General features: G+C 70.8%; 11 protein-coding genes and 1 pseudogene. 4 read left to right on the plus strand and 8 right to left on the minus strand.

From position 1 onward, the window contains the following. Positions 1-92: 92 nt before the first annotated feature. Together HNR20_RS10515 and HNR20_RS10520 are read right to left on the minus strand one after the other, a co-directional pair. A complete protein-coding gene (locus tag HNR20_RS10515; RefSeq protein WP_184178643.1) occupies positions 93-857 on the minus strand; it encodes an SDR family NAD(P)-dependent oxidoreductase in 765 nt (254 codons plus the stop codon). A gap of 55 nt (positions 858-912) precedes the next feature. Then, on the minus strand, positions 913-1,605 hold the full coding sequence (locus tag HNR20_RS10520; RefSeq protein WP_184178645.1) for a methyltransferase domain-containing protein: 693 nt from the start codon (positions 1,603-1,605) through the stop codon (positions 913-915). A 782-nt stretch (positions 1,606-2,387) separates the two neighbouring features. On the opposite strand from HNR20_RS10520, the pseudogene HNR20_RS10525 reads away from it, so the two are divergent. Both HNR20_RS10525 and HNR20_RS10530 read left to right on the plus strand, forming a co-directional pair. Next, positions 2,388-2,531: pseudogene (locus tag HNR20_RS10525) on the plus strand (nitrite reductase (NAD(P)H) small subunit); the annotation flags it as partial. Next, complete coding sequence (locus HNR20_RS10530; protein WP_184178647.1) at positions 2,531-3,619, plus strand: uroporphyrinogen-III synthase; 1,089 nt, start codon at positions 2,531-2,533, stop codon at positions 3,617-3,619. The pseudogene HNR20_RS10525 and the gene HNR20_RS10530, both read left to right, overlap by 1 nt. Positions 3,620-3,660: 41 nt before the next feature. Here HNR20_RS10530 and HNR20_RS10535 read toward each other — a convergent pair whose 3' ends face one another. From HNR20_RS10535 to HNR20_RS10550, 4 genes are all read right to left on the minus strand, one after another. Beyond that, positions 3,661-4,284, minus strand: coding sequence for a GTP-binding protein (locus tag HNR20_RS10535; protein ID WP_184178649.1), 624 nt, complete (start codon positions 4,282-4,284; stop codon positions 3,661-3,663). After that, on the minus strand, positions 4,265-4,630 hold the full coding sequence (locus HNR20_RS10540; protein ID WP_007465174.1) for a DUF742 domain-containing protein: 366 nt from the start codon (positions 4,628-4,630) through the stop codon (positions 4,265-4,267). The genes HNR20_RS10535 and HNR20_RS10540 overlap by 20 nt, the downstream gene beginning before the upstream one ends. A gap of 89 nt (positions 4,631-4,719) precedes the next feature. Next, positions 4,720-5,127 (minus strand): roadblock/LC7 domain-containing protein, encoded by a 408-nt coding sequence (locus HNR20_RS10545; RefSeq protein ID WP_007465177.1) that lies wholly within the window; start codon positions 5,125-5,127, stop codon positions 4,720-4,722. Next, positions 5,124-8,258, minus strand: a complete 3,135-nt coding sequence (locus HNR20_RS10550) for a sensor histidine kinase (RefSeq protein ID WP_184178658.1) — start codon at positions 8,256-8,258, stop codon at positions 5,124-5,126. Before HNR20_RS10550 ends, HNR20_RS10545 begins: the two co-directional genes overlap by 4 nt. A gap of 444 nt (positions 8,259-8,702) precedes the next feature. Between HNR20_RS10550 and HNR20_RS10555 the strand changes: the two genes are divergently transcribed. Then, positions 8,703-9,881 (plus strand): ABC transporter substrate-binding protein, encoded by a 1,179-nt coding sequence (locus tag HNR20_RS10555; protein WP_184178659.1) that lies wholly within the window; start codon positions 8,703-8,705, stop codon positions 9,879-9,881. A gap of 251 nt (positions 9,882-10,132) precedes the next feature. On the opposite strand, the gene HNR20_RS10560 is transcribed toward HNR20_RS10555, so the two are convergent. Beyond that, positions 10,133-10,993, minus strand: coding sequence for an ABC transporter permease (locus HNR20_RS10560; RefSeq protein ID WP_184178661.1), 861 nt, complete (start codon positions 10,991-10,993; stop codon positions 10,133-10,135). A 105-nt stretch (positions 10,994-11,098) separates the two neighbouring features. Then, the gene (locus tag HNR20_RS10565) at positions 11,099-12,130 is read right to left on the minus strand and encodes an ABC transporter substrate-binding protein (protein WP_184178663.1); all 1,032 of its coding nucleotides are present in this window, start codon (positions 12,128-12,130) and stop codon (positions 11,099-11,101) included. A gap of 270 nt (positions 12,131-12,400) precedes the next feature. Here HNR20_RS10565 and HNR20_RS10570 point away from each other — a divergent pair, with 270 nt between their 5' ends. Then, positions 12,401-13,186 carry an ABC transporter ATP-binding protein gene (locus HNR20_RS10570; protein WP_184178665.1) on the plus strand — a complete coding sequence of 262 codons (786 nt, stop codon included), beginning with the start codon at positions 12,401-12,403 and terminating at the stop codon, positions 13,184-13,186. Positions 13,187-13,188 lie beyond the last annotated feature (2 nt).

The following is a 13,188-nucleotide window of genomic DNA, read 5'->3' on the forward strand; positions in this document are numbered from 1 at the left end:
CCAGCGGTATGACCACCAGTCATCCTCGTTCAGCGTGCCGGCACCACAGGCGGCAAAACGCACTCCGGTGACCTTTACGACATTCCGTGAACTCACCAGGTCTGTTCGGCGGCCCGCACCAGGATCTCGTTGACTGCCACTCGTCGGTCCCGCGTCACGATGTACGAGACCGCGTCGGCGATGTCCTCGGGCTCCAGCAGCTCCAACCCCTCGGTCTGCCGGACGATCGCCTCCCGGATGCCGTCGCGCACGTGCGAGGCCAACTCGGTGTCGACCGTCCCCGGCTCGATCACGCTGACCCGTACCCGCTTCGGACCGACCTCCTGCCGCAGTGCCTCGGAGAACGCGTTGACGCCGAACTTCGTGAGGTTGTAGACGGCCGTCCCGGGCCGGGCCACCCGGCCTGCGGTGGAGCTGATGTTGACCAGGTCCGCCACTCGGCGGGGAGCGGTCTCGGCGGCGGCGAGCAGGTGCGGGAGCGCGGCACGGGTGACATGGAGCATGCCCTGCACGTTGACCGCGAGCATCCGGTCCCACTCCTCGATCGGGGCCTCGGCGACCGGGCCGACGAGCATGAGCCCCGCGTTGTTCACCACCGTGTCGAGCCGGCCGAACTCGACCACCACCCGGTCCACGGCCGCCAGCGCCTGCGACGGGTCGGTGATGTCCGCCTCGACCGCCAGCGCCACACCGCCGCCGGCCCGCACGCTCTCCGCCAGCTCGTCGAGCTTGGCCCGGCGGCGGGCCAGCACCGCGACCGTCGCGCCGTCGGCCGCGAGGCTGCGGGCGGTCGCCGCGCCGATGCCGCTGCTGGCCCCGGTCACGAGCGCCACCGTGCCATCGAGCGGTCCCGCCATGTCGTCCTCCTCGTACCCGGCGTCACCCCCAGTCCCTGAGCATGGACGACGGGAGTCAGGCCCGACCGCCGAACACCGCGAAGCGCCACTCCTTGAAGTAACAGTCGACGTCGACCAGGCCCGCCTCGGCGAGCCACCGGCACTGGTCGGCCACGGTCGCTGGCCGGTCGTGCCGCATCCGCTCCCGGGCGGCGGCGATCTCCTCGGGCGACGATCCCAACTCGGTGATCCGTGCCGTCCACACCTCGTCGTAGCGCCGATCGAGCGCCGGGGTGGGGCCGGCCACCTGCTCAGCGTTGACGAACACACCGCCGGGCACCAGCGCGGCGGCGGCCCGCCGGTAGAGCGCGCGCTTACCGGCGTCGTCCAGGTGATGAATGGCCAGCGCGCTGACCACCGCGTCGTACCGGCCGGCCGGCAGCGGGTCGGCCAGGTCCGCCTGGACCGTCCGGTGCGGGACGGACCGGGCGCGTAGCTCGTCGGTGGCGCGGGCGAGCATCGCCGGCGCGGCGTCCACCAGGGTCAGCCGAACTCCGGGCACCGCCGCGGCGAGCAGCAGCGACAGCAGGCCGGTGCCCGCGCCCAGGTCCAACACCTCGGGGGTACGACCGGCGGCCAGCGCAGCGCGCAGTGGCGGCGCCGCCACCTCGACGGCGGCGCCGTAGAAGCCGTCGAAGCAGGGCACCAGCCGCCGGCGGGACTCGTCGTAGGTGCCGGCCACCGCGTCGAAGGCGTCCGCGACCCTCATCGGAGACTCCCATTTTGTAGGACGACTTTCCCACATTATAAGCACTTCATGTTGAAGGGCGCTGTTGCGAACGACCTGGGCTGGCGGCGACGAACGGCGAGAGGCCCCCGGCGCTCTCCTTGGTTCGAGGAGCCGGGGGCAGTTCTTGCTGCGCTGGTTAGCCGACGGGACCGATCGGCTTCGACAGGTCGGCGAAGCCGGCCCATGCCGCCGGTCCAACGCGGTCCCGGCTGCGCGGGATGCGTCCTGGATCGGCCCATCGCGCAGCGGCCTTCGGATGTCCAGATCTTGGACAGTTTCCGTTACGCGAGAACGGAAACTGTCCAAGATCTCCACGAGCGAGCACTCACGAGGGCGGCCCCTCTCCGGCCGCACCGTCGCCGCCGGGCGGTGCCCTGGCCGCCAGGGACCACCGTCTGTCCGAGGCGACCGCCGTCGACCGTCCGTTCGCCGCCGAGCCCCCTTGCGGTGTGAGCCCCACTTGACAGGACCGAAACAGAAGGGACCCGGACTGGAAACTGCCCGGCGGCACGCTTTCCCGACATGACAGACGGTGCGTGGTCGGCCACTGGACCGGGGCGGGTGCCCCGAGAAGTGGCGACGCGCTGTCCGTACTGCCCGCTCCGGCGCGGGCTGGCGCTTCGCGAGGACGACCCGGCCACGGGCGCGCTACACCTCCTTCGTCAACGCTCCCGACGTGCCCGACCCGTCGATCACCTTCGACCAGGAACGCGGCCAGCCGGTGCCAGCCGGCGGTTCTCGACCGGCCCGACCACGACCGACCGACGGTCGCCTCGCCGCTGCACAAGCAGATGTACGACCTGCGCAGCGGGCACTGCCTCGACCTGCCCGGGGTGGCCGTGACCCGGCACGACGCACGTTGCCGCGACGGGCTGGTCGAGGTGCGGTTACGACAGGAGGGTTGATGCGCGAAGAACTGGCGGGCTTCACCATCGGGGTGACCGCCGACCGGCGGCGCGACGACTTGGCCGCGCTGCTCGAACGCCGGGGCGCCCGCGTGGTGCTCGCCCCGGCGTTGCGGATCGTGCCGTTGTCCGACGACACCGAGCTGCGCGAGGCGACCCGCGCCTGCCTGGAACAGCCGCCGGACATCCTGATGGCCAACACCGGCATCGGCATGCGCGGGTGGTTGGAGGCGGCCGAGGGTTGGGGGCTGGCCGAGCCGCTGCGCTCGGTGCTGGCCAGCTCGTACGTGGTGGCCCGCGGCCCGAAGGCGCGCGGCGCGATCCGGGCGGCCGGGCTGCACGACCAGTGGTCGCCGACCTCGGAAAGCTGCGACGAGGTGGTCAACCACCTGCGCCGGCGCGGCGTGGCCGGGCAGGTGATCGCCATGCAACTGCACGGTGAGCGGCAGCCCGAGTGCACGCTCGCGCTGGAGGCGGCCGGCGCCACGGTGATCGAGGTGCCGGTCTACCGCTGGGCCGCACCAACCGACCCGGCACCGCTGCACCGGTTGATCGACCTGATCGCCGGCCGGTTGGTGGACGCGGTGACCTTCACCTCGGCGCCGGCGGCCGAGGCACTGTTACGGGCGGCCGGGGACCGGACCGACGCGGTGGTGTCCGCGTTCCGTGGCGACGTACTGGCCAGTTGCGTCGGCGCGGTGACCGCCGAGCCGCTGCTGCGGCACGGTGTGCCGGTGAGCGCCCCGGGTCGGGCCCGGTTGGGGGCGCTGGTGCGGACCATCGTCGACGAGTTGCCCCGCAGGACCGTGACGTTCAAGGCCGGCGGGCACCTGCTCACGCTGCGCGGGCACGCCGCCGTGATCGACGGCGAGTTGCGGCCACTCGCTCCCGCCCCGATGGCGGTGTTGCGGGCGCTGGCCCAGTCCCCCGGCCGGGTACTGTCCCGCACGGCGCTGCTACGGACGCTGCCTCGGGGCGCGGACGAGCACGCGGTGGAGATGGCGGTGGCCCGTCTCCGGGCCGGCCTGCGCGCGCCCCGCGTGGTGCAGACCGTCGTGAAGCGCGGCTACCGGCTCCAGATCGACTGACGCGTCACGGCCGGTGTGTGTGCCGGCCGTGACGCGACGGTTCAGCCGACCGGTGTGGGGAAGCCCCGCCCGTGCTCGGCCTGCAGCCGGAGCATGGCGTGCTCGACGACCGTCACCAGCACCTGCTTGACCGAATCCCGGTGCCGGGCGTCCGTCATCACCAGCGGCACCTGCGGCGAGATGGCCAGCGCCTCGCGGACCTCCTCCAGCTCGTACTGGGGAGCGCCGTCGAACCGGTTCAGCGCCACCACGTACGGCAGGTTGCGGTTCTCGAAGTAGTCCAGCGGGGCGAACGCGTCGGTGATCCGGCGGGTGTCCACCAGGACGGCGGCACCGACAGCACCTCGGATGATCTCGTCCCACATGAACCAGAACCGGGTCTGACCAGGTGTACCGAAGAGGTACAGGATCAGATCCTGAGCCATGGTGATGCGGCCGAAGTCCATGGCGACCGTGGTGGTCTCCTTGCCCGGCACCTTGGACGGGTCGTCGATGCCGACACCCGCCGCGGTCATCAACGCCTCGGTGGTCAGCGGTGTGATCTCGGAGATCGCCCCGACCAGTGTCGTCTTACCGACGCCGAAGCCGCCCGCGACGACGATCTTCGCGGAGACGATTCCCCGGCCCGGCCGCCCCCCAGCGGGGTCATAGCCTGCGAAGTCCACTTAGCACCCTTCCAAGCAGTTCCATCCGCTCCTCGAACCCCTCGGCGGGAGCAGCAGTGTGTAACGTCAGCAGGCTCTCGGCCACCATGTCGGCGACCAACACCCGGGCGACGCCCAGCGGCATCCGGGTGTACGCGGCGATCTCCGCCAGCGACTGTGCTCGGCCCTCGCAGACCGTGGCGATGCGGTGCTTGTCATGCCCCGCGAAGCGGGACTCGGCGACCTGGGTGGGAGACGCGGTGAGGACGGCTTCCAGGGCGATGTCCTGCCGAGGTTCGGTACGACCACGGGTGACCGCGTACGGACGTACCAGTGCGCCGCGCGGGTCAGCGCGTCGTTGGTCCATCCCCAGTCACCTCCTCGTCCCTTGTGGAGCCGGCCCGTGCGGCCTCCCGTCCCTGCTTCGACGCGCGGTTCGAGCGCCGTCCTACCGTGCTACGAGCGCACCGCGTCCCGCGGCAGCGGCACCAGCGCGGCACCCACCCGCTCGACCAGCAGCGCCATCTCGTAGCCCACCTGGCCCACGTCGCAGCTTCGCGCGGCCAGCACGGCCATCGACGAGCCGTCGCTGATCGACATCAGGAAGAGATACCCGCTGTCCATCTCGATGACTGTCTGCAACACCCCGCCCGCGCTGAACATCCGGGCTGCGCCCTCGGTCAGGCTCACCACGCCGGAGGTGATCGCGGCGAGCTGGTCAGCCCGGTCCCCCGGCAGATCCCGGGAGGACGCGAGCAGCAGCCCGTCGGCGGACACCGCCACCACGTGGGCGATGCCCGCCACGCTGTCGGCGAAGTTGGTGAGCAGCCAACCCATGTCCTGCATGGCAGCTGGCCTGTTCATCGGCTCTCCTTGGTCGAGGTGCTGTTCAGGTCCGTTCCGGCCGTCCTACCACGCTGCACACCACGGTGGTAGGCCGACAACAGACCGCGTACTTCATCGGGGGTCCGCCGGCTGCGGTCCCGGCCGCTCTTCGGTTCGATGCCGCCCGGTACGAGCTGCTGCTGCGGCACCCGCTTGGGCAACCCGGAGCGGGTGGTCCCGGCGGGGGCCGGCTCGGCGGCTCGACTGGCCCGCGACCAGCCCTCGTCGGCGGCCGTCCGCCAGGCGTGCGGGTCCGCGGCGGGGGCGGCCGGCGTCGTGGGGGCCGCCGGCGCCGTCCGGGCGGCCGGCGGCGGGGAGTACGACGGTGGCGTGCCGAGCCCACCGGCGGGCGCGCTGCCGCGTCCCCCGGTGGCCGACGGGGTGATGCCGTCGGTGTTGGCGCTGCCGGGAGTACGGGTCGGCAGTGGCGGTCGGGCCGGCGCGGCAGCCGGCACGGACGCGGCACTCGGCTGACCGCCGTTGCCCGTGCGCAGCCCGGCATCGGCCGGAGCGGCGGCGGGCGGCGGCTCGTCGAACTTGGGCCGGGTGAAGATCGCGGTGGCGTCGTCGCCGTGCGACCGGAACCAGACCGCCTCCATCTCCCGGAAGATCGGTGCCTCGGCGGGGAATTCGGGCCGGCTGCTGACCGGCGCGGCGGGCACCGACGGCGCGGCAGGCGGTGCCACCGCGCCAGGGCCGGCGACCGGCCCGACCGGCAGACCCGGGGCGCTGCGCCCGTCCGTGGCATCCGTGGTCGAACCGCGCCGGGGCAGCGAATCGATGGTCGGGTAGGCCACGGTCGGGCTGCCGGTCGAGGCGACCGCGCCATTGCTGTACGCGGGCCGCGCCGGCGGAAGTGGGGCAACAGGCGCCGGGGCGGCCGGTGCCGGCACGGGCGGCACCGTCGAACGCGTGCCGGTGTAGCCACCCGCCTGGACGGCCGGGGTGGTGTCCCGGGAGTCCAGCGGGGACTGCCACTGTGCGGGAGCCGGCGCGTTGGTCCGCCACTGGTCGGGCAGGGTGGCCGCCGACGTCGCGGCGCCGGCGAACTGCTCGGTGTGACCGACCGGAGTGAGCGGGTTCTGCTCCACGGCCATCGGCTGACGCGGCCGGCTGAGCACCTGCTCGCGGCCCCGGTTCGTGGGCAGCACCACGGTGGCGGCGGGCAACGTCACCTGGGCGACGGTGCCGCCCTCGACGTTGCGGCGCAGCTCCACCCGGATGCCGTAGCGGGAGGCGAGCCGGCTCACCACGGCCAGACCCATCAGCCGGAACGCGGCGACGTCGACGCTCGGCGGGGCGGCCAACCGGCGGTTGAGCGAGTCGAGCTGCTCGTCGGTGAGGCCGAGCCCGCGGTCCTCGATCTGGATCAGGACGTAGTCGCGGATCCGGCGACCGTCGGCGACCACCGTGGTGTTCGGCGGTGAGAACCGGGTCGCGTTGTCGAGCAGCTCGGCGACGAGGCGTACCACGTCGTTGACCGCGTTCGCGGCCACCGAGATGTCGGTGTCCACCGTCCCGAACTCGATGCGGTTGTACAGCTCGACCTCGGACTGGGCGGCGCGCAGCACGTCGACCACCAGCGCGTCGTCGCGGCGCGGCACGGCCGAGTCGGCGCCGGCCAGGACCAGCAGGTTCTCGTCGTTGCGGCGCATTCGGGTGGCCAGGTGGTCGAGCTCGAAGAGCTGCGCGAGCCGCTTCGGGTCCTCTTCGCCACGCTCGATCGCGTCCAGCTCGCCGATCATCCGGTCGACCAGGGTCTGACTACGACGTGCCAGGTTGAGGAACATCGCCGAGACGCTGGTACGAAGCGCGGCCTGCTCGGCTGCGACCCGCACCGCCTCCCGGTGGACGACGTTGAAGGCCAACGCGACCTGACCGACCTCGTCGCGGCTGTTCAGCTGGATCGGGTCCCGGACCTGGCGGACGATCTCGTCCACCCCGCCGTCGCCGACGCTGCCCATGTTCTGCAGCCGCTGCACCGCGTCGGGCAGGTCGTGGTTGGCCACCGAGAGCGCACCCTCACGCAGTCGGCGCAACGAGTGGTTGAGCGAACGGGCCAGCACCACGGCCAACGACACGGCGATGATCAGCGTCAGCAGAACCAGGATCGACTCGATCACGGCCTGCCGGATGACATCCGCGCGCGCCTGGTCGGCCTGCTGGAACAGCCGGTCCTGCAGTTGGATCTCGGCCCAACGCATCAGGTCGTTCACGGCGCCGATGGCGGCGGTGGCGTCCTGCGCGGTGACCAGCGGGCGCTGCCCGACCGAGCGGGTGATGTCGGTGGCCACCCGGTCGGCGAGGCCGACCGCGTCACCGGAGACGGTGCTGTCGACCAGGGCTCGCTGCACCGGGTCGGCGGCCAGGGAGAAGGCGACCAGGGCCTCCTGCTGGCTGGTCAGAGTGGCCACGAAGGAGGAGAACTGTTCCGGGTCGAGCTGGCCCGCCGACAGGGCGGTGAAGGCGACCGCTTCCTCCTCGGCGACCGACGCCTTGGCGCGCGCGAAGGCGGAGACCGCGCGGCGGCTGTCCGACAGGCTCTCGTCGCCGGGCAGCTGGGCCAGGCCGTCACCGTAGGAGACCAGGTCGGTGAGGATGACCCCGTAGCGGAGCACCGCCTCGGCGACCGCCATCTGCCGGCGGTCCAACACCTCTTGGCGGGTGCTGTCCAGAGTGGACAGGTGGCTGTCGATGGCGGCCAGGCGGTCCCGCAGGGCCGTCGGCACCTCGCCGATCCGGCCCCGCTCGGCGCGGTACTCGTCCACCTGCCGCTGCGTCTCACGGACCCGCAGGTTGTACGCGTCGGCCGGCTGCTGCGGAGTGGCCAGGTAGGCGGCTGCCGCCATCCGCTCGGCCTGGAGGTCCTGGGTGAGAGCGCTGACGTCGATGGAGAGAGCCGTCAGTGACCGGGCCCGGGTAGCGTCGAAGGCACCCTCGCCAACGGAGATCAGGCGGACCGTGGCCAGCGCGATCACCGCCGCCACCGGGACGACAAGAATCAACGCCAGTTTGGACCGGATCCGGGCGTCCCGCAGTCGCGGCATCCGTCGGCGCGTACGCCGACCGCTGTCGCCGAGCGCGGGCAGGGTCGTCGGTCCGGTGCTCACGACATCGCCTCCGTCGTTTCTTCCCCGCCTGAGCCGCCGAGCCATGCCGTAAGCGGAGGGGACCACGCGCGGCACGGCCGCGATTTCATCAGAGAAGACCCTGTTTGGGAAGCCGCAGTGAGGTAGGAAACGGTCGGACGGAGCGCATCCCGTGATCCGGGCAACTGATACCTTCATTTCCGCAAGCCCCTGAACAGGGCATGTAACTCCTGAGTGGTCACGCGTGTGTGCAAAGTGAGCTTTTGCAAACATTGCGTTACCCCAGCATGTGGGATGGCCGTCCCGAAAGTGCTGCCGGGGTCCGCGCTTGACCACAGCGCCGGCCATTGGCAAGGTTTTGCAGGCTTCGCGCACACCGTACGGCAGAGGAGATCCCGTCTTCCACTGAGGACGGATTAGCGGCGGTGACCGGGCAGCGCCCGCGCCCGCACCTGGAGGACTGAGTTGAGCCCCATCCGCTCCGCGACCATCGCGGCGCTCGCATCGGCCGTAGTGGCCACCACGCTCACCGGCTGCCAGTTTGGCGGGGCGGAGCAGGACACGAGTCCGATCTGGATCGCCGCCGACCTCGAACTTTCCGGCGCCGCCGCCCCGGTTGGGCGGACATACCAGCGGGCCCTCGAACTCAAGGTCGAGCAGTTGAACTCCTCGGGCGCACTGAACGGCCGGGAGATCAAGCTGAAGGTGAAGGACAACCGTTCCGACTCGGCCGAGTCACTTCGCAACATCGTCGACTTCAGCAGCGATTCACGCGTCAGCGCCATCATCATGGGTGGTTGCAACGAATGCGCGGTCGGTGCTGTCGGAACCATCAACGAGAAGCGGATTCCCACCATTGCGCTCGCCAGTTCCGGCGCGATCGCCGGCCCGGTCGCCCAACGGCGCTACGTGTTCAAGCTGGGCGCCAACGCCCCGGACAGCGCTGCCGCACTGACCACCGAACTGCGCCGCAACAACATCCGCAAGGTGGGGATGCTCGTCAGCGACGACGACTACGGCCGGGAGGGCGCAACCGCGCTCAGGAGCGAGCTGGACAAGCTCCGCATCACGCTCCGCGAGCAGAAGGTCAAGACCACCGACACCGACGTCAGCCAGCAGATCCAGCAGCTCGCGGCGGGCAAGCCCGACGCGCTGGTCTTCTGGACCCCTCCCGAGCAGGCGACACTGGCCGCCACCAGCGCCCAGCAGACCACCTTCCGGGGGTCGCTCTACTTCGACGCGGGTGCGGCCGGTGACCTGTTCCTGGGCGCGGCGGCCAAGGCGACCGAGCGGGCCACGCTGATCTTCACCCAGACGATGGTGATCGACGACGTGATCGCGACCACACCGGCCAAGGCGGCGCGGCGGCAGTGGTTCCAGGACTACACCGCGCGCTTCGGCGGGTACAACGGGTCCTCGTCCTTCGCCGCGGACGCCGTCCAGCTGATCGCCGACGCGGAACTTCGCGCCGGTGGCGAGGTCGGGAAGGTCAACCGCAACGGCATTCGGGACGTGCTGGAGACGTCCCAGATGGACGGCCTGTCCGGCCCGATCCGGATGACGCCCGACAACCACAGCGGGCTGATGCCGCAGGCGCTCACCACGCTGGTCGCCCGTAATGGTCGCTGGCGGTTGGCGGGGTAAACGCTTCTGGGCCTCGTGTAGCTCGCTGGTCCGGCGGGTTCGTCGGGGTGCCGGGTGGGGTGTGGCCGACCGTGCCCGGCTCCGGGCGGTCAGGCTTGATCCCTCCGCCGGGCACGGTCGGCCACACCCTTTGTGCCAGCAGCGTCGACGAAACGGGCCGGCCTCCTGAGTGGGAGGCCGGCCCTTCGCGTTTCTTAGTGTTGATCTTGATCGGTGTCTTGGCGCTGATCTTTGATCTTGCTCTTGTTGGGTTAGCGGCTGCTGGTGGTTTCTTTTACCCAGGGCAGCGCGATTCGCTCGATCAGCAGGAGCGCCGAGTAGAGCAGGATGCTCACCAGCGCCACCAGCATGATCGCCGCCCACGCGGTGGCGGTGTCGCCCACGCCGGCGTACTGCAGGATCAGGTAGCCAAGGCCACTCTCGCCGGCCTGGAACTCGCCGATCACCGCGCCGATCGCGGCCAGTGGCATGGCCACCTTGAGCCCGACGAAGATCTGCGGCAGCGCCGCCGGGAAGCGCACCTTGCGGAACGCCTGCCAGCGGGAGGCGTTCCAGGAGCGCACCAACTCCGCCAGGTCCGCCGGCGTGGTGGTCAGCCCGGTCGCGGTGGAGAGCACGATCGGGAAGAAGCAAAGAAGGAACACCATGGTCAGGATCGGCTTCTGACCCCAGCCGAGCGCCACCACCAGCAGCGGGCCCAACGTGATCTTCGGCACTGCGTTCACCGCGACCAGCAGCGGGGTGAACATCCGCTCGACCGTACGGGAGCTGGCCAGGGAGAGTCCGATCAGGACACCGGCGGCCGCCGAGAGGGCGAAGCCGGTCAGAATCTCCAGCAGGGTGTCCCAGGTGTGTTCCAACATCTGGGCGGGCTTGTCGACGAACGCGGCGAGCACGTCGCCGGGCGGTGGCAGGGCGGCGGGGTGGACCAGCTCCAGCCGAGCGATCAGCCACCACGCCGCCAAGGCGACCAGGAGGCCGGCCGCGGGCAGCAGCGCCGCCCCGGCCCCGGCGCGGAGGCCGGCACCTCGACCCGCCCGCCCCGACTCGCGGCCATTACCCGCAGGTGGAGGTGCCGCCACCGCCGGATCCGCCGACCGGACGTCGGTCATCTTGTCCTCCTCGAAATCCCACGGCCCCCGGGGAGGGGCCGACGAGCGACGGGGGTACGCCCCACCGAAATCGGCGGGACGTACCCCCTGGTGACGACCGGACGATCAGGCCTTCGGCGCGAGGCTGAAGTCGATGATCTGCTCGGGGGTGATGTTCTGCTTGAGCGCGCCAGCGCCCTGCAGGATGGCGATGCTCTTGGCGACCCGACCGCTGTCCAGGGTGCCGATCGCGGTGCCGGTGTTGCCGGAACGGACGTACGCGGCCATCAGCTCAAGCTCGGCGGCGGCGGCGACCGCGTTGGCGGCGTCGACGTTCTTCTTCAGGATCTCGCCGGCCTCCTTGGAGTTGGCCAGGCTGTACTCCAGGCCCTTGAGCAGCGCAGCGGTGAACCGCTTCACCATCTCGGGCTTCTCCTTGGCGATCTTCGAGGAGGTGATCAGCACGTTGCCGTAGAGGTCCTGCATCACGTTGCTGTACGGCAGCATGACGGCCTTCTTCTTGGCCACCGACTCGATGGTCGGCTGGCCGACGACGAACTGGCCGATGCCGTCCACCGCGCCCGAGGCGAGCGTGCCGATCAGGGCCTGCGCCTCACCGTTGACCCAGGTCACCTTGCTCGCGTCCACACCGGCGAGCCGGGCGTACGTCGGGAAGAGGTTGCGGACCACGGAGCCGGGCGTGTCGGCGAGCTTCTTGCCCTCCAGGTCCTTCGGCGAGGCGATGTTCTTGCCCTCGACCGTGGCGATGCCAGCCATGGTGCGCTGCTGGATCGCGGCCACCACGGTGAAGTCCTTCGCCTGGCCGTTGCCGACCTGGAGCAGACTGCCGGTGAGGTCGACCGGGCCGAAGTCGGCCTGGCCGCCGACGACGGTCTGGATCACACCACCGGTGCCCTGACCGGCCTTGATCTCGACGTCGAAGCCGGCTTCCTTGAAGAAGCCCTTGTCCTTCGCCACCCAGGCGTAGGCGTCACGGCCGAACTGGCCGAAGGAGGTGAGGTAGGTCACCTTCTCCAGCGCCTTGCCGTCACCCCCCTTGGCGTCGTCGGCCGAATCCGACCCGCTGCTGCAGGCGGAGACAAGGGCGAGGGCGGTGGCCAGCGCGGCCGTAGCGACCGTACGGGTCAGCCTTCTCATCAGTGCACCATGTCCTTTCCGACCGGGGCCGGCAGGCCACCGGAGGGGGTTGTCTTGACGGGCCGGCAGGAGGGGTGAAAGCCGGGCGTCACGGTAGTGAGGGGACTCTTCGCGGGCACAGCGTACGAGAAACCCACCTTTGCGACGCCAGGCGTATCGGGTTGCGGAACGGAAACAACCTCATGACCACCCCGGACGGTGCGATACGCAGACAGGCCGGCTAGCCTTTGTCGGATTCCTGACCGTCCACTCAGCGGAGGTCCGCCGGAGATGATCCAACTGGCCGGGGTGTCGCGTACCTTCGAGGGCCGATCTGGCCGGGTCGAGGCGCTGCGTGGCATCAACCTCGACGTCGCCGAGGGCGAGTTCGTCGCCGTGCTCGGCCGCTCCGGCTGCGGCAAGTCCACGCTGCTGCGGTTGATCGCCGGGCTGCTCCCGCTGACCGCCGGCGAGATCACCGTGGCCGGTACGCCGATCGCCCGCCCTCGCCAGGACATCGCCATGCTGTTCCAGAAGCCGGCGCTGCTGCCCTGGCGCACCGTGCTGGACAACGTCATGCTGCCGGTGGAGATCTTCGGCTGGAGCCGCGCCAAGCACCGCGAGCGGGCCCGGCAACTGCTCGACGTGGCCGGGTTGGCCGGCTTCGAGAAGAGGCTGCCGCACGAGCTCTCCGGCGGCATGCAGCAGCGGGTGTCGTTGTGCCGGTCGTTGATCGGTGAGCCCCGGGTGATGTTGATGGACGAGCCGTTCTCCGCGCTCGACGCGCTCACCCGCGAGGAGCTCTCCGGCGAACTCCAGCGGGTGCACATGGAGAACAAGCCGACCATCGTCTTCGTCACCCACTCGATCGACGAGGCGGTGCTGCTCGCCGACCGGGTGGTCGTGCTGAGCCCCCGCCCCGGCCGGATCCGCAAGGTGGTCGACGTCAACATCCCCCGGCCCCGCACCCTGGGCCGCAACGCGCACCTGGCCGACGTCGCCCGGGTCAGCGCCGACCTCCACGAGCTGTTGATGGAACGCGACCAGCCGGCCGCGGCCGGCGCGGAAGGACGATGAGC

This window comes from Micromonospora parathelypteridis, from assembly GCF_014201145.1.
Taxonomy (GTDB): domain Bacteria; phylum Actinomycetota; class Actinomycetes; order Mycobacteriales; family Micromonosporaceae; genus Micromonospora; species Micromonospora parathelypteridis.